The 21,677-nt window shown below is 66.4% G+C and carries 12 protein-coding genes and 3 rRNA genes; 9 read left to right on the top strand and 6 right to left on the bottom strand.

The window, feature by feature from the left end:
- Positions 1-200: 200 nt before the first annotated feature.
- The gene (locus tag ATK30_RS08080) at positions 201-1,385 is read right to left on the bottom strand and encodes an aminotransferase class V-fold PLP-dependent enzyme (RefSeq protein WP_101435036.1); all 1,185 of its coding nucleotides are present in this window, start codon (positions 1,383-1,385) and stop codon (positions 201-203) included.
- Between the two features lie 46 nt (positions 1,386-1,431).
- Here ATK30_RS08080 and ATK30_RS08075 point away from each other — a divergent pair, with 46 nt between their 5' ends.
- Together ATK30_RS08075 and ATK30_RS08070 are read left to right on the top strand one after the other, a co-directional pair.
- Complete coding sequence (locus ATK30_RS08075; RefSeq protein ID WP_101435035.1) at positions 1,432-2,046, top strand: GntR family transcriptional regulator; 615 nt, start codon at positions 1,432-1,434, stop codon at positions 2,044-2,046.
- A gap of 4 nt (positions 2,047-2,050) precedes the next feature.
- Positions 2,051-2,812, top strand: a complete 762-nt coding sequence (locus ATK30_RS08070; RefSeq protein WP_101435034.1) for a metallophosphoesterase — start codon at positions 2,051-2,053, stop codon at positions 2,810-2,812.
- Here ATK30_RS08070 and ATK30_RS08065 read toward each other — a convergent pair.
- The 4 genes from ATK30_RS08065 to ATK30_RS08050 form a co-directional block, all read right to left on the bottom strand.
- Entirely contained in the window at positions 2,802-4,424 is a 1,623-nt protein-coding gene (locus tag ATK30_RS08065) for a CocE/NonD family hydrolase (protein WP_101435033.1), read from the bottom strand. The genes ATK30_RS08070 and ATK30_RS08065 overlap by 11 nt on opposite strands.
- A gap of 250 nt (positions 4,425-4,674) precedes the next feature.
- The gene (locus ATK30_RS08060; RefSeq protein ID WP_101435032.1) at positions 4,675-5,619 is read right to left on the bottom strand and encodes an asparaginase; all 945 of its coding nucleotides are present in this window, start codon (positions 5,617-5,619) and stop codon (positions 4,675-4,677) included.
- Positions 5,616-7,052: an amino acid permease gene (locus ATK30_RS08055; RefSeq protein ID WP_101435031.1), complete on the bottom strand. Its 1,437-nt coding sequence runs from the start codon at positions 7,050-7,052 to the stop codon at positions 5,616-5,618. The genes ATK30_RS08060 and ATK30_RS08055 overlap by 4 nt, the downstream gene beginning before the upstream one ends.
- A complete protein-coding gene (locus tag ATK30_RS08050) occupies positions 7,049-7,726 on the bottom strand; it encodes a FadR/GntR family transcriptional regulator (RefSeq protein ID WP_101435030.1) in 678 nt (225 codons plus the stop codon). Before ATK30_RS08050 ends, ATK30_RS08055 begins: the two co-directional genes overlap by 4 nt.
- 425 nt (positions 7,727-8,151) lie before the next feature.
- Here ATK30_RS08050 and dnaE point away from each other — a divergent pair, with 425 nt between their 5' ends.
- From dnaE to rrf, 7 genes are all read left to right on the top strand, one after another.
- Positions 8,152-11,742: a DNA polymerase III subunit alpha gene (gene dnaE, locus ATK30_RS08045; RefSeq protein ID WP_101435029.1), complete on the top strand. Its 3,591-nt coding sequence runs from the start codon at positions 8,152-8,154 to the stop codon at positions 11,740-11,742.
- Positions 11,742-13,211, top strand: a complete 1,470-nt coding sequence (locus ATK30_RS08040; protein WP_101435028.1) for an MFS transporter — start codon at positions 11,742-11,744, stop codon at positions 13,209-13,211. Before dnaE ends, ATK30_RS08040 begins: the two co-directional genes overlap by 1 nt.
- A gap of 545 nt (positions 13,212-13,756) precedes the next feature.
- The gene (locus ATK30_RS08035) at positions 13,757-14,560 is read left to right on the top strand and encodes a MerR family transcriptional regulator (protein WP_208637298.1); all 804 of its coding nucleotides are present in this window, start codon (positions 13,757-13,759) and stop codon (positions 14,558-14,560) included.
- Positions 14,561-14,663: 103 nt separating this feature from the next.
- Positions 14,664-15,854 (top strand): low temperature requirement protein A, encoded by a 1,191-nt coding sequence (locus ATK30_RS08030; protein WP_101435027.1) that lies wholly within the window; start codon positions 14,664-14,666, stop codon positions 15,852-15,854.
- 428 nt (positions 15,855-16,282) lie between these two features.
- Positions 16,283-17,802 (top strand): 16S ribosomal RNA (locus tag ATK30_RS08025).
- A gap of 300 nt (positions 17,803-18,102) precedes the next feature.
- Positions 18,103-21,222 (top strand): 23S ribosomal RNA (locus tag ATK30_RS08020).
- 86 nt (positions 21,223-21,308) lie between these two features.
- Positions 21,309-21,425 (top strand): 5S ribosomal RNA (rrf, locus tag ATK30_RS08015).
- Together the 16S, 23S and 5S rRNA genes form the textbook arrangement of a ribosomal RNA operon.
- A gap of 115 nt (positions 21,426-21,540) precedes the next feature.
- Here rrf and ATK30_RS46830 read toward each other — a convergent pair.
- A complete protein-coding gene (locus ATK30_RS46830) occupies positions 21,541-21,663 on the bottom strand; it encodes a hypothetical protein (protein WP_279629986.1) in 123 nt (40 codons plus the stop codon).
- Positions 21,664-21,677 lie beyond the last annotated feature (14 nt).

The following is a 21,677-nucleotide window of genomic DNA, read 5'->3' as shown; positions in this document are numbered from 1 at the left end:
TCCCCGAACGCAAGAGAAAGCCCCTGGGCCGGGTCCCCCAATCCCGGCCCAGGGGGCCTTCTCGTTTCCCCCGCCGGCCCCGTCGGGCCTGCCCCCTCGACAGGCCCGGCCGCGGCGCTCTCCGCGGGTGTACGCGAGACAAGAGGCGGCTTCGGCGGTCCTGGATACTGCGTCAAACGGGTGATCTCCGTTCGCCGCCCTCACCGCGCGAGCGCGGCTACCTCGCCGGTCAGCCGGTCGATTTCCTTGTCGGTGTTGTAGTAGTGCACCGACGCGCGCACCAGGTCCGGCAGGCGGCGTGCGGTGAAGTCGTACTGTGCCGACGACGCGTGCGTGACGCTCGTGTTGATCTTGGCCGCGTTCAGCCGGTTCTTGATCTCCTCCGCGGGCAGTCCGTCGACGCTGAACGTCACGAGACCGCACTTGCGCGCGCCCGCGTCGTGCACGGTGACCCGGTCCACGTCGGCCAGGCGGGAGCGCAGCGTCGCGGCCAGGGCGGCGACTCGTTCTTCGATCGCGGGCAGGCCCCATTCCATCGCGTAGTCCACTGCCGCGCCGAGACCGAGGACGGCGGCGAAATCGCGTTCCCATACCTCGAACCGCTTCGCGGTCGGGTCGACGACGTACTCGGTGGGGGAGGTCCACGTCGCCGAGTGCAGGTCGAGCATCGCCGGTTCGAGGCGGTCGCGCAGTCGCGGGTGCACGTACAGGAAGCCGGTGCCGCGGGGGCCGCGCAGGTACTTCCTGCCGGTGGACGTCAGGGCGTCGCAGCCGATGCGTTCGACGTCGAGGTCCAGCTGACCGGCCGACTGGCACGCGTCCAGCAGGAACGGGATGTCCGCCTCGCGCGCGACGGCGCCGATTTCCTCGGCCGGGTTCACCAGGCCGCCTTGCGTCGGCACGTGGGTCACCGCGATGAGCTTGACGTCGGAGTCGATCCGGCGGCGCAGGTCGTCGACGTCGAGCTGGCCGGTTTCGTCGTTGTCCACGACCTCCACGGTCGCTCCGGTCCGGCGCGCGATCTGGAGGTAGGCGATGGCGTTGCTGGCGTATTCGGCGCTCGCGGTGAGGATCCGGTCGCCCGGTCCGAACGGGAGCGCGTAGAAGATCGCCTGCCACGAGCGAGTCGCGTTGTCGCTGAGCGCGATGTCGTCCGGCGCGGCGTTGAGCAGGCGCGCGACCGAGGCGTACACGCCGTCGATGCGGTCCTTGGCCTGTTCGGCCGCTTCATAGCCGCCGAGCAGGGATTCTGTGCGCAGGTAGTCGATCACGGTGTCGGTGACACGGGCAGACGGGAGAGCGGAGCCGGCGTTGTTGAAGTGCGCGACTCCGACGCACCCGGGCGTTTCGCGCCTGGCGCGGTCGACATCGAAAGTGCTGGCCATATGAACTGAATACAGTACGAGTAAACTGTGTGCAATACTCGCCGCCATGGGCAAGAGACTCATGCGCGGCGAACTTCTCGAAGAGATCACCGCGCGCGTGCTCGACGGACGGCTTCCCGCGGACACCCGCGTCAACGAGGTCCATCTGGCCAGCGAGTTGGGTGTTTCCCGGACGCCGCTGCGCGAGGCGCTCATCGGTCTGGCCGATCGCGGGCTGCTCGTCGCCGCGCCGGGGCGGGGGTTCCTCGTCGCGCCGTTCGATCCGCAGGAGGCGCGCCGGCTGTACCCGCTGGTCGCCGAACTGGAAGCGCTCGCGCTGCGGTGGACGTCGCCGCTCGAACTCGCCTCGCTCCCGGACGCGCTCGACCGGATTTCCGACGAGACAGCCGATTCCGCCGACCCGTCCGCGGCCGACGACCGTTGGCACGCGCTGCTCACGTCCCGCTGCGACAACCCGCATCTGCTGCGCTTGATCGAGCAGACAAAGCCGTTGCTCAAACGCTACGAGACGGCATACTTCGGCGGGCGGGACCGCGCGGCGGAGAGCGTGGCCGAACACCGCGAGATCGCGGCGGCGCTGCGGGCGGGCGACCTGCCCCGTGCGTCCGCGCTGCTTGTCCAGAACTGGGTGAAAGCGTTGGCGTACTTGAAAGGGAGCTGATCCGGTGCGGGTTTTCGCGCATCTCTCCGACATCCACCTCGACGGCAGCGAGCGCGCCGACGCACGGGCCGCCGCGGTGACGCGGTACCTGCGCAACCTCCAAGAACCGGTCGACGCCGTCTTCGCCACCGGCGACATCGCCGATCACGGCCTGCCCGAGGAATACCGTCGCGCGGCCGAACTGCTGGACCTTCCGGTGCCGGTGGTGGTCTGCCCCGGCAACCACGACGTCCGCGCGCGGTTTCGTGAGGCGCTGCTGGGAGAACCGGCTGGCGACGCCCCGGTGAACACCGCGACCAAGGTGGCCGGCGTGCTGCTCGTGTCGTGCGATTCGACGATCCCCGGCAAGGGCGCGGGATACCTCGCGGACGAGACGCTCGCCTGGCTGGACGACACGCTCGCCAGCCATGACGGTCCATCGCTCGTCGCGTTCCACCACCCGCCGCTCGACGTCGGGGTGCCGCTGGTGGACGCGATCCGCCAGACCGGCGAAGACCGGCTTGCCGCCGTGCTGAAGCGGCATCCCGGCGTGGCGGCGCTGCTGTGCGGACACGTGCACACTGGCGCGGCGACGGAGTTCGCGGGCGTGCCGGTGCGGATCGCGCCGGGGGTCGTGTCCGGATCACTGCTGCCGGTGGAACCCGGCGCGGGCCGCGGCTGGGACGAGGGCGGGCCGCTGGACTTCGGCACCCCGCCGTCGCTTCTGCTGCACGTGCTGCACGACGACGGCAGGCTGACGACGCATCAGCGCGCGGTCACCGGGTAAAGACCGGCAGCGTGACCCGCGACGGCCGGGTCTCGTCGTGGAACACCTCGAACCGGTTCGGCGTGCCGCGCACCGCGGACGAAACCCGTTCTCCCGTACCGTGATTGCGCGCGAACCGCGGAAACGCGCCGCCCGCGACCTGAACGCGCAACCGGTGCCCGCGACGGAAGCGGTACGCGGTCGGGTCGAGTTCCACGTCGGCCCGCACGACGCCGTCGGCGTCGGCCTCGGGCACGCCGGGACGCAGCCGCAGAATTCCGTCGGTGACGTTGCGCGAGATGCCGTTGGGGTCGACATCGCACAGCCGCACGTACACGTCGGCGTCGGGCAGTTCGGTCCGCACGAACACGGTGGCCGACACGTCGCCGATCACGTCGACGTCGTGCACCAGCGGTTCGCCGGTGAAGACCAGCACGTCGTCGCGTGCCTCGACCGCGGAATTGTCGCGCTGCTTGTTCTTCCCCATCAGCAGCGGACCGCCGACGCCCGGGGTCGGGTCCGCCGGGTCGTAGGTGAACGACGTGGGCAAGGCCGCGCCGGGCACCGTTTCGCCGAGGCCGCCGACCGGCCGCAGATGTGCGTGCGTGGGTTCGGAAGCGGGCGGCCAGTGGTCGAAATCGAGCCAGGCGGACGCCTGCTGCAGGAAAATCCGCACGGGAGAGCGCTGCAACTGGGTGCGGTCGTCGGCGAGGTGCGCGCGCAGGAAGCCGAGCTGGTCCTGGATCAGCACGCGGAAGCTGGCCGGTTCGCCGTGCGACCACGGGCCGACGGTGATCCGCGGCGACCGTCCGGCGTCCTGCAGCGTGCGGAAGTCCCGCATTTGCGCGCGGATGAACAGGTCGTACCAGCCGGTGACCATGCTGACCGGCACCTCGAGCTTCGCGACTTCGGCGCTGTGGTCAGACATCTGCCAGAAATCGTCGTCCGGGTCCGCGTGCTCCGTGACGTCCTGCAGGAACTGCACCGGCTTGCCGATCGCCGCCACGTCCGCGCCCGCGATCGGCAGGTACGCCATCGCGTTGCGCGTGCGCCGCTTCTGCAGCGGATTCGGCAGCGCGGCGAACCGCTCCTCCTGCTTCCCGATCATGGCCGACCAGGACACCATGTTGTCCGCCGCGAGCACCCCGCCCGGATAGAACGTGCTGACGAATTCCGACGCGGTGATCCCGAGGCACATGGCTTCCAGCGGAGGATCGAGGTACGGGCCGACCGCCCATTGGGTGTGCCCGAGATAGCTCGCGCCCGCCATCGCGATCCGCCCGTCGCACCAGGGCTGTGCGCGCAGCCATTCCGCGGTCGCGAGCCCGTCCTCGCGCTCGGTGTGGAACGGGCGGAATTCGCCTTCGGAGCCGAAGGTGCCGCGGGTGCTTTGCAGGACGGTTTGCAGTCCGTGCCTCGCGAAGGTTTCGCCGAACAGCTTGGCGAGCGGGCCGGTGCGGCCGTAGGGGGTGCGGATCAGGACAACCGGGCCGGAGGTCAGGCCGGGCGGGGTGTAGCGGTCGGCGAGGAGGTGCGCGCCGTCCGGCATCGGGATGCGGAGACCCTTGGCGGCGATCGCCGGGCCTTCGGCGGCGGGAAGACCGAGCAGTCGGTCGACGATTCGGTTCAGCACGTAATCGAACGTACGCGAGTTGTTAGGGGTTCGCTTCTTCCTGCGGGGCGGCTCGTCGCCTGGCGGCGACATTGCAGGCGGGTGTGCGTGGGGCACCCCGAAGCCCGAGTGTGCTGACGGTTCGGGGGTGCTTGTCAAGGCGGGAAAGATGCCTTGACAAGCACCCCCAGACCGCAGGGGAGGCTTCGTATCGGGGTGCGGGGGAGGGGCTGGGCGCCTCGATGCGTTGGGTGCGCTGGTTCCTGTTGGGCTACGCGGCCAGCGCGTCCGTCACCCGGAGGGCTGGATTGCTGAAGGGGGCAAGCAGGTCCGGGTCGACTCCGGCTCGGGCCAGTGCTGCGGCGAGCACCGCGGGCCGGGCGCGGTCGCCGCCGTCGGCGATTTTCAGGGCTACTGCGGTTCCGTCTGGCAGCGCGGCGAGTTGCACTGCTTCGAAACCGTCCTTCGCGATCAGCCCTGGCACGGCTCGCATCAGCCGGGTGACGTCGCGGCGACTGCCCGCCACCAGATCCGAATGTTCCCGGATCCCGTTGGCCACCAACGATTCCGGCGAACCCTCAGGCGCAGTCGCGATTCGCGAAGCAGCACGCGCCAAACCCCTCAGGGAGAGCGCGAACAGCGGTGCGCCGCAGCCGTCCGTGGCCACTCGCGGCACGGTTTGTCCGGTCAGCTCCTCGACGGTCTCCCGGATCGCGCGCTGCAGCGGATGCGCCGGATCGAGGTAACCGTCGACGTCCCACTGCTGCTCCCGGCAGACGGCCAGCATCGCGGCGTGCTTGCCGGAGCAGTTGTGCGCGAGGCGCGACGGTTGCCGTCCGGCGGCGATCCAGGCGTCCCGTTCGACCGGGTCATACGGGAGGTCAGCGGGGTTGCCCAGGTCGGTTTCGGCGAAGCCTCGGCTCGCCAGGACAGCGGCCGCCGCCTCGAGATGCCGCGGTTCGCCGGAGTGGCTGGCCGCGGCGATCGCGAAACCGGCCGGATCGAGTCGCAGTCCGAGGCGGGCCATCGCGGTGGCCTGCAGCGGTTTCGCGGTCGATCGCGGGTACATCGCGACGTCCGGGTCGCCCGCCTCGAACAGCGTCGAGCCGTCGGGAGCGAGCGCCACGACGGAACCGTGGTGCACGCCCTCGACCATGCCGTCGCGCAGAAGGTGGACCAGCGGAACGTGCCGCGGGTCGCGCTCCTGCGGAGTCACGACGCCTCTGCCTTGTCGAACGCGCTCATGTCGATCCGCTTGCGCACGACGAACCAGCCGACCACCAGCGCGGCGATGATCAGCGGCAGCGCCAGCAGGGTGATCCGGCCGGTCTTGTCGAAGCCCATCAGCACGACGACCGCGGCGAGGAACGCGAGCGTCGCGATCTCGGTGTAGGGCGAGAACGGCAGCCGGAAGTGCGGCCGGGTCACCTCGCCGCGCTTGGCCTTGCGCACGAACAGCAGATGGCTCAGCACGATGATCGCCCAGGTGCCGAGGATGCCGACGGCGGCGAAGTTCAGCACGATCTCGAACGCGTCCTTCGGCACCACGTAGTTGAGCCCGACGCCCACGACGCACACCGACGACGTGAGCAGGATCCCGCCGTAGGGCACCTGGTTGCGGTTCATCACGCCGGTGAACTTCGGCGCGGACCCGGCCAGCGACATCGAGCGCAGGATCCGCCCGGTCGAGTACAGCCCCGAGTTGAGGCTCGACAGCGCGGCGGTCAGCACGACCAGGTTCATGATGCTGTCCGCGCCGGGCACGCCCAGTTTCGCCAGCACGGTGACGAACGGGCTCTGGTCGGCCGTGTAGGCGTTCCACGGCAGCAGCATCGCCAGCAGCACGACCGAGCCGACGTAGAACAGCGCGATCCGCCACATGATCGAGTTGATCGCCTTCGGCACGATCGCCTTCGGGTTCTCGGTTTCGCCCGCCGCGACGCCGACCAGTTCGCACGAGGCGTAGGCGAACACGACGCCCTGCACGATCAGGATCATCGGCACGATGCCCGCCGGGAACACGCCGCCGTGGTCGGCGATCAGCTGCGGACCGGGCACGTGGCCGTCGATCGGATGCTGCGTCACCAGCAGGACGATCCCGACGATCAGGAACAGCACCAGCGCGGCGACCTTGACGATCGAGAACCAGAACTCCATCTCGCCGAACAGCTTCACCGACACGAGGTTCAGCGACACCACTACGGCCAGCGCGATCAGCGCCAGCACCCACTGCGGGATCGGGGTGAAGAACGACCAGAAGTGCGCGTACAGCGCGATGGCGGTGATGTCCGCGATGCCGGTGGTCGACCAGTTGAGGAAGTGCATCCAGCCCGCGACGTACGCGCCCTTCTCGCCCATGAACTCGCGCGCGTAGGACACGAACGCGCCGGACGACGGACGGTGCAGGATCAGTTCACCGAGCGAGCGCACCACGAAGAACGCGAAGAGCCCGCACACCGCGTACACGATCGCGAGCGCCGGACCGGCTTGCGCGAGCCGCCCTCCCGCTCCGAGGAACAGACCGGTCCCGATCGCGCCGCCGATGGCGATCATGTTGATGTGCCGGGATTTCAGCGCCTTGCGGTATCCGGCGTCGCCCGCGTCGGCGGTGTCCGCCTCGGCAGTCGCGGGCAGGGTTTCTTCAGTCACGCGGTGGTACCTGTTTCTGCTTCGCCGGCGCGCGCCGGTCGTACGATCGTGGTCAGGGTCTTCTCGACGTGATCGAGATGCTCGGTCATCGCGGCCGCGGCCGCGTCTTCCTCGCCTTCGGCGATCGCCGTGACGATGCGCCGGTGCTCGACGTTCGACTGGGTCCGCCGCCCGCCGAGCTGGTTCAGGAACGCCGACTGGCGGGCCAGCGCGTCGCGGATCTCTTCGATCACCTTCGCGAACACCGGATTGCCTGATGCCCGCGCGATCGTGACGTGAAACTGTGAGTCGAGCGCCACCCACGCGGCGTCCCGGGTCTCGGCGTCCATCCGGTCGACGAGATCGGCGAGCAGGGCGAGCTGGTCGGCATCGCGGCGGCGCGCGGCGTATCCGGCCACCGGGACCTCGACGTGCCTGCGCACCTCGACCAGGTCGCGGGCCGAGTAGTCGCCGAACGTAGGGTTCTCCGGCGGGCCGCTCGCGGTCACGAACGTGCCGCGGCCGGTGCGCGACACGGTCAGCCCGAGCGCCTGCAGCCCGCGCAGCGCCTCGCGCACGACCGAGCGGCTGACCTCGAACTCCCTGCTCAGCGCGGCCTCGGAGGGCAGCTGGTCGCCGACCGCGTACTCGCCCTGCTCGATCGCCTGCCGCAGATGGGCCAGGACGGCCTCCATCGCGCTGACGCGCCGGGGGAGCGGTCCGGCTGCCCGGCTGTCAGACAGGTTCACGCGACGGATAGTCGGTTCCGGCCCGGCCGCTGTCAAGCGACGCCATGGCCCCTTGCTCGGCGGTTGTGGCTTGGTTCACGCTCCCGGGTGACTCTGAGCGGTGCGGCTCCCGGCGGCCCCGGTTTTTGTCGGTGCCGGGTGCGACCGTGTCCGGGCAAGCGAGTCAGGAGAGCGTTCCCGGTGATCATCGCCGGGAACGCGGCAGGCCCTGCCGCCCGGCGCGTCGGGGCCGGGCCCGGCGGGTTCGGAGGGAGGATGGAGCCGGAGCGCCCAACCGCGGCGCTCCTGCCGCGGCGGACTAGGGTGGGCAGCCCGGGCCCGCCGCGTCGACCGGAGCCGGGAAGCCGTCTGCCTAGGGGAGGTTTTCGCTGGTGTCGAACGATTCTTTCGTCCACCTGCACGTCCACACCGAGTACTCCATGCTGGACGGTGCGGCGAAGATCGGACCCCTGTTCGAGGAGGCGGCCCGGCTGGGGATGCCCGCGGTCGGGATGACCGATCACGGCAACATGTACGGCGGCGACGAGTTTTACCAGACGTCGAAGAAGCACGGGATCAAGCCGATCATCGGGATCGAGGCGTACATCGCGCCGGAGAGCCGGTTTCACAAGAAGCCGGTGTTCTGGGGGCAGGCGTCGCAGCGGGGGTCGGACGAGTTCGGCGAGGGCGGCGACGTCTCGGGCGGCGGTGCGTATACGCACATGACGATGGTGGCGGGGAACGCGACCGGGTTGCGGAATCTGTTCAAGCTGTCGTCGCTGGCGTCGATCCAGGGGTATTACCGCAAGCCGCGGATGGACCGGGAGCTGATCGCCGAGAACGCCGAGGGGATCATCGCGACGACGGGCTGCCCGTCGGGCGAGGTGCAGACGCGGTTGCGGCTGGGGCAGCGGGAGGCGGCGATCCAGGCGGCCTCGGACTACAAGGACATTTTCGGGGCGGGCAACTTCTATCTGGAGCTGATGGACCACGGGCTGCCGATCGAGCGGTCGGTGCGCGAGGGGCTGCTGGAGATCGGGAAGCTGCTGGACCTGCCGCCGCTGGCGACGAACGATTCGCATTATGTGACCAAGGACCAGGCGGACACGCACTCGGCGCTGTTGTGCGTGCAGGCCGGGAAGACGCTGAACGACCCGACGCGGTTCAAGTTCGACGGGGACGGCTACTTCCTGAAGTCCGCGCAGGAAATGCGCGAGTACTGGGACAAGGAGGTCCCGGGGGCGGCGGACAACACGCTGCTGATCGCGGAGCGCGTGGAGTCGTACGAGGACGTGTACGCGCACAAGGACCGGATGCCGGTCTTCGACGTCCCCGAGGGCCACACCGAAGCCAGCTGGCTGCGGCACCAGGTCGCCGAGGGGCTCAAGTGGCGGTTCCCCGAGGGCATCCCGGAGGGCTACGAGGAACGCTGCGACTACGAGCTCAACGTCATCGAGGGCAAGGGCTTCCCGGCCTACTTCCTGATCGTCGCCGACTTGATCCAGCACGCCCGGGAGGTCGGCATCCTGGTCGGCCCCGGCCGCGGTTCCGCGGCGGGCGCGCTCGTCGCGTACGCGCTCGGCATCACGAACCTCGACCCGATCCCGCAGAAGCTGCTGTTCGAGCGGTTCCTGAACCCGGAGCGCATGTCGATGCCCGATATCGACATCGACTTCGACGACCGCCGGCGCGGCGAGATGATCCGGTACGCCACCGAGAAATACGGCGCGGACCGGGTCGCGCAGGTGATCACCTTCGGCACGATTAAAACCAAGGCGGCGATCAAGGACTCCGCCCGCGTGCACTTCGGCCAGCCCGGCTACTCCATCGCGGACCGGATCTCGAAGGCGCTGCCGCCGCCGATCATGGCGAAGGACATCCCGCTGTCGGGCATCGTCGACTCGAAGCACGAGCGCTACGCGGAGGCGGCCGAGGTCCGCACGCTGGTCGAGACCGACGAAGAGTGCAAGACGATCTTCGAGACCGCCCGCGGCCTCGAGGGCCTGATCCGCAACGCCGGCGTGCACGCCTGCGCGGTGATCATGTCGAGCGAGCCGCTCACCGACGCGATCCCGGTGTGGCAGCGCGACGACGGCTCGATCATCACCGGCTGGGACTATCCGTCGTGCGAGGCCATCGGCCTGCTGAAGATGGACTTCCTGGGCCTGCGCAACCTGACCGTCATCGGCGACGCGCTGGACAACATCAAGGCCAACCGCGGCGAGGAGATCGACCTCGACCGGCTCGGCTTCGACGACCCCGAGGCGTACAAGCTCCTCGGCCGGGGCGACACGCTCGGCGTGTTCCAGCTCGACGGCGGCGCGATGCGCGACCTGCTGCGGCGCATGCAGCCGACCGGGTTCGAGGACATCATCGCGGTGCTCGCGCTGTACCGCCCCGGCCCGATGGGCATGAACGCGCACAACGACTACGCCGACCGCAAGAACAACCGGCAGCAGATCAAGCCCATCCACCCGCAGCTGGAGGAACCGCTGCGGGAGATCCTGTCCGAGACCTACGGCCTGATCGTCTACCAAGAGCAGATCATGCAGATCGCCCAGAAGGTCGCGGGCTACACGATGGGCCGAGCGGACACGCTCCGCCGCGCGATGGGCAAGAAGAAGAAGGAAGTCCTCGAGAAGGAGTACGAGGGCTTCGAAGAGGGCATGAAATCGAGCCCGCTCGTCGAAGGCGGCTTCTCGCCGGAAGCGGTCAAGGCGCTGTGGGACACGATCCTCCCGTTCGCCGGGTACGCGTTCAACAAGTCGCACGCCGCCGCCTACGGCCTGATCGCGTACTGGACCGCCTACCTCAAGGCGAACTACACCGCGGAGTACATGGCCGCGCTGCTCACGTCGGTGGGCGACAACAAGGACAAATCGGCGATCTACCTGTCGGAGTGCCGCCGGCTGGGGATCAAGGTGCTGCCGCCGGACGTGAACGAATCGGCGTTGCGGTTCGCGGCCGTCGGGAACGACATCCGGTTCGGTCTGGGCGCGGTGCGCAACGTGGGCGCGAACGTGGTGGAGTCGATCATCAAGACGCGCGAGGAGAAGGGCAAGTACTCCTCGTTCACCGACTTCCTCGACAAGTCGGAGCTGGTGGCCTGCAACAAGCGGGTGATCGAGTCGTTGATCAAGGCGGGCGCGTTCGATTCGATGGGGCACACGCGGCTGTCGATGATCCAGGTGCACGAGGACGCGGTGGAAGCCGTGGTGCCGCTCAAGCGCCAGGAAGCGATGGGCCAGTTCGACCTGTTCGGCTCGTTCGGAGCCGACGACGGCGACGCGGCCGAGGCGGCTCCGTCGTCCTCGCCGCTCGCGCACCTCAAGTTCGGCGAGGAGGAGTACCCGCGCAAGCAACTCCTCGCCTACGAACGCGAAATGCTGGGCCTGTACGTGTCGGCGCACCCGCTCGACGGGGCCGAGCGCATCCTGCGCAAACACGCGCCGAAGCCGATCGCCGCGCTGCTCGCCGACCCGCCGAAGGAGGGCGAGGTCGTCATCTCCGGCCTCCTCACCTCGCTCGAACGCCGGGTCAACAAAAAGGGCGAGCCCTGGGCGATCTGCACCGTCGAGGACATGGACGCCGCGATCGAGGTACTGTTCTTCGCCAAGGCGTACTCGATGTTCGCCGCGGACCTGGTCGAGGACAACGCGGTGCTGGTGAAGGGCCGGGTCAACTGGCGCGAGGACAAGATGTCGGTGTTCGGCGGCGGGCTCGTGCCGCTGGACCTCTCCGAGATCGGCAACGGCGACGAGGAACCGCCGCTGGTGCTGCTGGCCGCCGCCGAGAAGATCGACCAGGCCGTGGTCAGCGAGCTGAAGTCGACGCTGCTGGCGCACAAGGGCGATACGCCGGTGCACCTGAAGCTCGTCGGCAAGAACCAGACGGTCTTCGCGCTTTACGATTACCCGGTGAAGGTCAGTTCGATGCTCATCGGTGAGCTCAAGGGCATCCCTGGGATCACCGCCAACACCTGATGACCGGGGCGGAGCCGGATCCCCGCCGCTGGCGGGCGCTCGCGGTGACCCTCACCGCCGGGTTCATGACGCTGCTGGACGTCAGCATCGTCAACACGGCTCTGCCCTCCATGCAGCGCGACCTGAACACCGGCGCGGGCACCATCCAATGGGTCGTCTCGGGCTACGCGCTCGCCTTCGGACTGGTCCTGGTCACCGGCGGCAGGCTCGGCGACGCGCTGGGCCGCCGGCGGATGTTCCTCCTCGCGCTGGCCGGGTTCGTCGCGACGAGCGCGCTCGCCGGAGCGGCCCCCGACCCGGCGACGCTCGTCGCCGCCCGGCTGGCCCAGGGCTGTGCCGCGGGGATGCTGACGCCGCAGAACAGCGGCCTGATCCAGGATCTTTTCCGCGGCACCGAGCGCGGCCGGGCATTCGGCATGTTCGGTGCGGTCGTCGGCATCTCCACCGCGGTCGGGCCGGTGCTCGGCGGCGTGATCCTCGCGCTGTTCGGCGACCCGGACGGCTGGCGCTGGGTGTTCTACGTGAACGTGCCGATCGGCGTGGTGGCGTTCGGGCTCGCGATGAAACTGCTGCCCCGCACGGGCCGGCGGAAATTCCGGCTGCGCACGGAAATCGATTTCGCCGGGATCGTGCTGCTGGCCGTCGCGGTGCTCGGTGTCCTGCTGCCGCTCGTGCAATCCGAACGGGGCGGGCTCGGCCGGTTCTGGTGGCTGTTCGGGGTGGCGATCGTCTTCGGCGCGGCTTTCGTGTGGTGGGAACGCCGCGTCACGCGAAAGAACCGGCCGCCGCTGCTGGACATCCGGCTCTTCACCGGCACCCCGGGCTACGCGAGCGGCGCGGCGGTCGGGGCCTTGTACTTCTGCGGGTTCGCCGGGATCTGGCTGGTGTTCGCGCTCTTCTTCCAGCAGGGGCTCGGATACACGCCCCTGCAGTCGGGGCTGGCCGTCACGCCGTTCGCGCTGAGTTCGGCCGTGACGGCGGCTGTCGCCGGACGGCTCGTGGCCCGGTTCGGCAGGCGGCTCACCGTCGCCGGGCTGAGCATCGTCGCGCTCGCGCTGCTGTCGGTCGGAGTGGTCGTGCAGCTGGTGCCGCCGTCGGCCGCGGGGTTCGCGGTGGCCGGTCCGCTGCTGATCGGCGGGATCGGCGGCGGGATGGTGATCTCGCCGAACACGACGCTCACGCTCGAATGCGTGCCGAACCGGCTGGCCGGTGTCGCCGGGGGAGCGCTGCAGACCGGCCAGCGGATCGGCACCGCGATCGGCACGGCCGTGCTGGCGTCGGTGTTCGAATCGGTGGTCGCGACGTCCGGTCACCAGACCGCGCTCACCGCGGCGATGTGCTGCGCGGCCGGGCTCACCCTGGTCGCGCTGGCTTTCGCGACTCTCGAACTTCGTGCCCGCCGGCGGCGGGCCATCCTGACGGAGGACCAGCAAGCGGCGCAGTCCGCAGCGAATATTCACCGAACGTAAGCTCGCCACGCTGCTCTCCCCCTTCTTGCCGCCACCAGGTGATACTCCATCCGAGTGACAGGTGACCTTCGGCCCTAGTGCTACTCAGAGCAACCGAGTAGACCTTATGGAGCCTTCAGAACGACACTTTGGCTACCTACAGTGGCAATTCGTTCGATCGACCGGGGATGGGTCGATCGGCCGAGCGGCCCGGGAGTCCGAAGTTCCGGGGAATGGACACCCGGAGTCGCATCCCGGTACGAAATTCGTCGGCGTCCGCGGGGGACCGTACGGCGAATCGCCGGGGCACTGCCCGGAGTGGCCGGCCGAGTGCGCGCGAAGGCAACGGGGCGGGCCCGGGCGAGGGGGAGCCGGGCCCGCCCGCCCTTCTCGGCTGGACCTTGCTCGCCCGCGGGACGCTTGCGTCCCTTCTCGTCTTCGCGCCGAGGTTCGCCCTGTCTTGTCGTTGCCACACGCGGCTTCGGACAGCGGGAATGCCGGAGAGCGCTTGACCTTCCCCTTGGGACCGGCTCCACGCTCGGCATATTCCGAACGAGGGAGAACCCATGACGGACCTGCTGACCATCGGCGCGTTCGCGCGCCTGGCCCGCCTTTCGCCCAAGGCGCTCCGGCTGTACGACGAGACGAACCTGCTGCCGCCCGCCCGCGTCGACCCGGACACCGGCTATCGCTGGTACTCGCCGGACCAGCTTGAGCGGGCCCGCAGCGTCGTCCAGCTGCGCCGGATCGAAATGCCGCTGTCGCGGATCCGGACCGTCCTCGACCTGTCGCCCGAAGCCGCGGTAGCCGAGGTCCGCGCGTACTGGGACGAGCAGGAGCGGGAATGGCGCGCGAAGCAGGAACTCGCCGGGTTCTTCCTCGACCGACTGGCCGGGAAGGAAACCCCGATGTACGACGTGTCTGTCCGCGAAGTGCCCGCCCACACGCTGCTCACCGCCTCCGAGCACCTGACCGCCGATCGGATCGGCGAGTTCGCCGCCCCGCTGTTCGCGTTCTTCGGCGACCCGTCGGTTCCGCGCCCGGAAGGCGCGCGGCCGTTCCTGCGCTACCACGGCGAAATCAGCAATGACAGCGACGGCCTGGTCGAGTTCTGCTGTCCGATCGACCCCGAAGGCGAGAAAATCGCCTTTCCGGAAATGACGCTCAGCGCCGACGACGCAGGCCGCGAGGCGTACGTGACCGTGCTGAAGGCGAACATGATGACCGCGCTCGGGGCGGAGTCCCTTCACCGCTGGCTGGCCGACCACGACCTGCGGGCGGACTGGAAGCCGCGCCAGATCTTCCTGTGCGACCCCGGGCGGGCCGGCCTCGACGACCCGGTCTTCGAACTGGCGGTCCGGCTGCGCTGAGGCGTCCGGTTTCACCCGGTTTCCGCTCCTCGGGGATGTCGCGCTCGCGCCGGGCCGTCGATCATGTTGGGATGGGCCGCGTCCAGCGGAAAGGGGAGCGCACATGGCCCACGAGTCGTTGCCGGGCAACCGGATCCGGGTGTGGTACCGGCCGATGCGGCCACGCGACAGCGCCGAAGGACACCGCGTCTCGACGCCGCTGGAGCTGCTGTTCGACCTGTGTTTCGTGGTCGCCGTCGGGCAGGCCGCCGCACAGTTGCACCACGCGCTTTCCGAAGGCCACCTCGGGCACGGGGTGCTCAGCTTCGCGATGGTGTTCTTCGCGATCTGGTGGGGCTGGCTGAACTTCAGCTGGTTCGCGTCCGCGTTCGACACCGACGACGTGCCCTATCGGCTGGCCACCCTCGTCCAGATCGCCGGCGGCCTGACCGTCGCGGCCGGCGTGGACAAAGCCTTCGAGGGCGACTTCACGATCGTGGTCATCGGGTACGTCCTGATGCGCCTGGCCGCCGTCACCCAGTGGCTTCGCGCGGCGCGGCAGGCCCCGGAAGCGCGCCCGACCGCGTACTTCTACGCGGCCGGCATCACGCTCTGCCAGATCCTCTGGATCGTCCGGCTCGCGCTGCCCGGCACCTCGGGGCTGATCGGGTTCTTCGTTCTGGTCGTCCTGGAACTCGCGGTGCCGGTGCTGGCGGAGCGACGGTCGGGCACGGCGTGGCACCCGCACCACATCGCCGAGCGGTACGGGCTTTTCACGCTGATCGTGCTCGGCGAGACCGTGCTCAGTGCCACGAACGCGGTGAAGGAGGGGATCGCGGAGGGCGAGCACACCGGGGAGCTGGTGTCGCTCGCCGCCGCGGGCCTCGTCCTGGTGTTCTCGATGTGGTGGCTCTATTTCGACCAGCCCGGCCACGCCCGGCTCGAACGCGGCAACTCGTTGCGGACCGCGTTGAGCTGGGGATACGGGCACTACCTGATTTTCGGTTCGGCCGCGGCGGTCGGCGCCGGGCTGGAACTGGCGGTCGGCTTCGACAGCGGGCAGGCGCACGTGAGCGGCGTCGTCACCGCGCTGGCCGTGACGATCCCGGTCGCGGTCTTCTTGCTGAGCGTGTGGCTGCTGCACATCGGCCCGACGAACGAATGCCGTCCGATCGCGATCGGCTTCCCGGCGGCCGCGGTGCTCGTGCTGGCGGCGTCGTTCGGGCCGGCGCCGATCCACGTGACGGCAGTCCTCGCGGCGGTGCTCGTCGGGGTCACGGTGATCGCGACGCACGGGGAGCGCGAGCCGGGCTGACCGCCTTCGGGCCGGGGTGCCGGATCGACGCAGGTCAGCGGCTTGGCGCGAAAAAAGGGACCCCCCTGTTCGAGGGCTGTTTCGGGCCGTGTAATGTTCTCTTCGTCGCCAGGGAGACCGGGCGGCCGCCGGGGCCACGAACCAAGCTCCCACAGTAGTGGTAGAGTGGGTGGTCCCAAAACCTCCGGAGCTGAACCAGCCCCCGACGAAGCCTCGAGCTTCAGAGGGTGTAGAGTCGGACTCCGGAAAAACAAAAGCTTGAAATAACGCATCGAGCTTGGCCTGGTTGATTCCGGGACTGGTTCGGGGTGTGTTGCTTGAGAACTCAACAGTGTGCTAGTGAACTAAGCCAGTAGAGCTTATTTGAAACCCCCTCGTCGGGGTTTCCTTTGAGATTGATTGAGAAGTAGTCTCGATCGGACTGTTCATTGTTGGAGAGTTTGATCCTGGCTCAGGACGAACGCTGGCGGCGTGCTTAACACATGCAAGTCGAACGCTGATCCGGTTTCGGCCGGGGATGAGTGGCGAACGGGTGAGTAACACGTGGGTAATCTGCCCTGTACTCTGGGATAAGCCTGGGAAACTGGGTCTAATACCGGATATGACCTTCGGAGGCATCTTCGAGGGTGGAAAGTTCCGGCGGTATGGGATGAACCCGCGGCCTATCAGCTTGTTGGTGGGGTAATGGCCTACCAAGGCGACGACGGGTAGCCGGCCTGAGAGGGTGACCGGCCACACTGGGACTGAGACACGGCCCAGACTCCTACGGGAGGCAGCAGTGGGGAATATTGCACAATGGGCGCAAGCCTGATGCAGCGACGCCGCGTGAGGGATGACGGCCTTCGGGTTGTAAACCTCTTTCGCCAGGGACGAAGCGCGAGTGACGGTACCTGGATAAGAAGCACCGGCTAACTACGTGCCAGCAGCCGCGGTAATACGTAGGGTGCGAGCGTTGTCCGGAATTATTGGGCGTAAAGAGCTCGTAGGCGGTTTGTCGCGTCGGCCGTGAAATCTCCACGCTTAACGTGGAGCGTGCGGTCGATACGGGCAGACTTGAGTTCGGCAGGGGAGACTGGAATTCCTGGTGTAGCGGTGAAATGCGCAGATATCAGGAGGAACACCGGTGGCGAAGGCGGGTCTCTGGGCCGATACTGACGCTGAGGAGCGAAAGCGTGGGGAGCGAACAGGATTAGATACCCTGGTAGTCCACGCTGTAAACGTTGGGCGCTAGGTGTGGGCGACATTCCACGTTGTCCGTGCCGTAGCTAACGCATTAAGCGCCCCGCCTGGGGAGTACGGCCGCAAGGCTAAAACTCAAAGGAATTGACGGGGGCCCGCACAAGCGGCGGAGCATGTGGATTAATTCGATGCAACGCGAAGAACCTTACCTGGGCTTGACATGCGCCAGACATCCCCAGAGATGGGGCTTCCCTTGTGGTTGGTGTACAGGTGGTGCATGGCTGTCGTCAGCTCGTGTCGTGAGATGTTGGGTTAAGTCCCGCAACGAGCGCAACCCTTATCCTACGTTGCCAGCGCGTCATGGCGGGGACTCGTGGGAGACTGCCGGGGTCAACTCGGAGGAAGGTGGGGATGACGTCAAGTCATCATGCCCCTTATGTCCAGGGCTTCACACATGCTACAATGGCTGGTACAGAGGGCTGCGATACCGCGAGGTGGAGCGAATCCCTTAAAGCCGGTCTCAGTTCGGATCGCAGTCTGCAACTCGACTGCGTGAAGTCGGAGTCGCTAGTAATCGCAGATCAGCAACGCTGCGGTGAATACGTTCCCGGGCCTTGTACACACCGCCCGTCACGTCATGAAAGTCGGTAACACCCGAAGCCCATGGCCCAACCCGCAAGGGAGGGAGTGGTCGAAGGTGGGACTGGCGATTGGGACGAAGTCGTAACAAGGTAGCCGTACCGGAAGGTGCGGCTGGATCACCTCCTTTCTAAGGAGCACAACACATCCACGCCTCCCGGGATGCCCGGAGCACGGGGCGTGGGGTGGCTGGGGCTCAAGCGCCGAATGCGTGCTTGTCCCGGTTGCTCAAGGAATTGTGGAACTACTGGTTATCGCCGGCTGCGGCGGAGGATGTTCTCGTCTAGTACTGCGGGTTTGTCCCGCGTGGAACGGGGGGACGGAGTCCGGGTGGTCGGGTGTTCGCTGGCGCGCTGTTGGGTCCTGAGGCAACACACGTTGTTTCTGGTGTGGTGTTTGAGAACTGTAGAGTGGATGCGAGCATCTTTGTGGTCAAGTTGTTAAGGGCACATGGTGGATGTCTTGGCTTCAGGAGCCGATGAAGGACGTGGGAGGCTGCGATATGCCTCGGGGAGCTGTCAACCGAGCTGTGATCCGAGGATTTCCGAATGGGGAAACCCAGCACCAGTGATGTGGTGTTACCCGCCGGTGAATATATAGCCGGTGTGGAGGGAACGCGGGGAAGTGAAACATCTCAGTACCCGCAGGAAGAGAAAACAAAAGTGATTCCGTAAGTAGTGGCGAGCGAAAGCGGATGAGGCTAAACCGATTGCATGTGATACCTGTCAGGGGTTGTGTGGTCGGGGTTGTGGGACCCGCCTTGGAGAGACTGACATTTCTCCGGATGTACGCGATGGTTAGCGGAACGCCTTGGGACGGGCGGCCGGAGCGGGTGAGAGCCCCGTACGCGAAAGCTGTCGTTGTAGGTCTTGGCGGTGTTCCCGAGTAGCAGCGAGCTCGTGGAATTTGCCGTGAATCTGCCGGGACCACCCGGTAAGCCTAAATACTTCCTGGAGACCGATAGCGGACGAGTACCGTGAGGGAAAGATGAAAAGTACCCCGGGAGGGGAGTGAAAGAGTACCTGAAACCGTGTGCCTACAAGCCGTCAGAGCTCACGTGTTGAGTGATGGCGTGCCTTTTGAAGAATGAGCCTGCGAGTTAGTGCTGCGTGGCGAGGTTAACCCGGGTGGGGTAGCCGTAGCGAAAGCGAGTCCGAACAGGGCGATCTGAGTCGCGTGGTCTAGACCCGAAGCGGAGTGATCTACCCATGGCCAGGGTGAAGCGACGGTAAGACGTCGTGGAGGCCCGAACCCACTTAGGTTGAAAACTGAGGGGATGAGCTGTGGGTAGGGGTGAAAGGCCAATCAAACTCCGTGATAGCTGGTTCTCCCCGAAATGCATTTAGGTGCAGCGTCGCGTGTTTCTTGCCGGGGGTAGAGCTACTGGATGGTCTAGGGGCCTTACCGGGTTACCGAAATCAACCAAACTCCGAATACCGGTTAGTGAGAGCGCGGCAGTGAGACGGCGGGGGATAAGCTTCGTCGTCGAGAGGGAAACAGCCCAGAACACCAGCTAAGGCCCCTAAGTGTGTGCTCAGTGGGAAAGGATGTGGGATTGCCCAGACAACCAGGAGGTTGGCTTAGAAGCAGCCACCCTTGAAAGAGTGCGTAATAGCTCACTGGTCAAGTGGTCCTGCGCCGACAATGTAGCGGGGCTTAAGCACACCGCCGAAGCTGTGTCACTCGTGCAATACATCCGCTGTTTCTTCGGAAACGGTGCAGTGGCACGGGTGGGTAGGGGAGCGTCCTGCATCCAGGGAAGCGGCCGCGGAAGCGAGTCGTGGAGGGTGCGGGAGTGAGAATGCAGGCATGAGTAGCGAATGCAGAGTGAGAAACTCTGCCGCCGGATGACCAAGGGTTCCTGGGCCAGGCTAATCCGCCCAGGGTAAGTCGGGACCTAAGGCGAGGCCGACAGGCGTAGTCGATGGACAACGGGTTGATATTCCCGTACCCGAGCATGTGCGCCCATGGCGAGGCGGTTGACACTAACCACCCGAAGCCGCAGGCAATGTCTTCGGACGGAGTCTGTGTGTGGAGCGTGGGACCTGATTCCGTAGTAGTCAAGCGATGGGGTGACGCAGGAAGGTAGCTCCGCCAGGCGATGGTTGTCCTGGTGTAAGCGTGTAGGCCGTCATGTAGGCAAATCCGCATGACATATAGGCTGAGACGTGATGCGTAGCCGTTTGAGGCGAAGCGGGTGATCCTATGCTGTCGAGAAAAGCCTCTAGTGAGTGCATGCACGGCCCGTACCCCAAACCAACACAGGTGGTCAGGTAGAGAATACCAAGGCGATCGGGTGAACTGTGGTTAAGGAACTCGGCAAAATGCCCCCGTAACTTCGGGAGAAGGGGGGCCAAGCACTGTGAAGCCCTTCGCGGGTGGAGCGGTGGTTGGCCGCAGAGACCAGCGGAAAGCGACTGTTTACTAAAAACACAGGTCCATGCGAAGTCGCAAGACGATGTATATGGACTGACGCCTGCCCGGTGCTGGAACGTTAAGAGGACCGGTTAGCCAGCAATGGCGAAGCTGAGAATTTAAGCGCCAGTAAACGGCGGTGGTAACTATAACCATCCTAAGGTAGCGAAATTCCTTGTCGGGTAAGTTCCGACCTGCACGAATGGCGTAACGACTTTCCGGCTGTCTCGACCACAGGCCCGGCGAAATTGCATTACGAGTAAAGATGCTCGTTACGCGCGGCAGGACGGAAAGACCCCGGGACCTTTACTATAGTTTGGTATTGGTTTTCGGTTCGGCTTGTGTAGGATAGGTGGGAGACTGTGAAGCGCTCACGCTAGTGGGTGTGGAGTCGTTGTTGAAATACCACTCTGGTCGGATTGGGAATCTGAACCTCGGACCATGATCTGGTTCAGGGACAGTGCCTGATGGGTAGTTTAACTGGGGCGGTTGCCTCCTAAAGGGTAACGGAGGCGCCCAAAGGTTCCCTCAGCCTGGTTGGCAATCAGGTGTCGAGTGCAAGTGCACAAGGGAGCTTGACTGTGAGACAGACATGTCGAGCAGGGACGAAAGTCGGGACTAGTGATCCGGCACCTCCTGGTGGAAGGGGTGTCGCTCAACGGATAAAAGGTACCCCGGGGATAACAGGCTGATCTTGCCCAAGAGTCCATATCGACGGCATGGTTTGGCACCTCGATGTCGGCTCGTCGCATCCTGGGGCCGGAGTAGGTCCCAAGGGTTGGGCTGTTCGCCCATTAAAGCGGCACGCGAGCTGGGTTTAGAACGTCGTGAGACAGTTCGGTCCCTATCCGCCGCGCGCGCAGGATACTTGAGGAAGGCTGTCCCTAGTACGAGAGGACCGGGACGGACGGACCTCTGGTGTGCCAGTTGTCACGCCAGTGGCATGGCTGGTTGGCTATGTTCGGAAGGGATAACCGCTGAAGGCATCTAAGCGGGAAGCCTGTTCCAAGATGAGGTATCCCACCCCTTTGTGGGTTAAGGCCCCCAAGAGACGATTGGGTTGATAGGCCAGAAATGGAAGCACAGTAATGTGTTGTCGAGTTGACTGGTACTAATAGGCCGAGGACTTGCCTACGAAGATGTTGCGCATCCACTCTACGGTTCTGAAACACCACACCGGCCGCCCGGTTTTGCGGGTGGGTGTGTGTTGTTTCGGAGTGTTTCGGTGGTTTTAGCGTCAGGGAAACGCCCGGTCCCATTCCGAACCCGGAAGCTAAGCCTGACTGCGCCGATGGTACTGCAACCGAAGGGTTGTGGGAGAGTAGGACACCGCCGAACTTACTTGAGAAGAAGGGGCGGGGCCCCGGTCGAGAACCTGACAAGGTTTTCCCGGAGCCCCGCCCCTTTTTTTCATGCCCGAAAACGGGCGGACCGCGAAGACGGCCCGCCGCCCTCACTCCGGCCGGCGCAGCAAATACGTGTCCATGATCCACCCGTGCCGCTCCCGAGCCGCGGCCCGCGTCTCCCGGAAGACGTTGTGCGGTGCGGACCGGATTGCAGTGATCTCCCCGGTCATCTGTACAGGCGTTC

Source organism: Amycolatopsis echigonensis, assembly GCF_002846615.1.
GTDB lineage: Bacteria > Actinomycetota > Actinomycetes > Mycobacteriales > Pseudonocardiaceae > Amycolatopsis > Amycolatopsis echigonensis.
The sequence above is the reverse complement of the archived record's forward strand: the minus strand, read 5'-3'. Positions and strand labels throughout refer to the sequence as shown.

What these genes read in the sequence shown, in the direction of transcription:
- ATK30_RS08080 (WP_101435036.1), bottom strand. Translation starts at nt 1,385, where the DNA reads ATGGCCAGCACTTTCGATGTCGACCGCGCCAGGCGCGAAACGCCCGGG.
- ATK30_RS08075 (WP_101435035.1), top strand. Translation starts at nt 1,432, where the DNA reads ATGGGCAAGAGACTCATGCGCGGCGAACTTCTCGAAGAGATCACCGCG.
- ATK30_RS08050 (WP_101435030.1), bottom strand. Translation starts at nt 7,726, where the DNA reads ATGGAGGCCGTCCTGGCCCATCTGCGGCAGGCGATCGAGCAGGGCGAG.
- ATK30_RS08040 (WP_101435028.1), top strand. Translation starts at nt 11,742, where the DNA reads ATGACCGGGGCGGAGCCGGATCCCCGCCGCTGGCGGGCGCTCGCGGTG.
- ATK30_RS08035 (WP_208637298.1), top strand. Translation starts at nt 13,757, where the DNA reads ATGACGGACCTGCTGACCATCGGCGCGTTCGCGCGCCTGGCCCGCCTT.
- ATK30_RS08030 (WP_101435027.1), top strand. Translation starts at nt 14,664, where the DNA reads ATGGCCCACGAGTCGTTGCCGGGCAACCGGATCCGGGTGTGGTACCGG.
- ATK30_RS46830 (WP_279629986.1), bottom strand. Translation starts at nt 21,663, where the DNA reads ATGACCGGGGAGATCACTGCAATCCGGTCCGCACCGCACAACGTCTTC.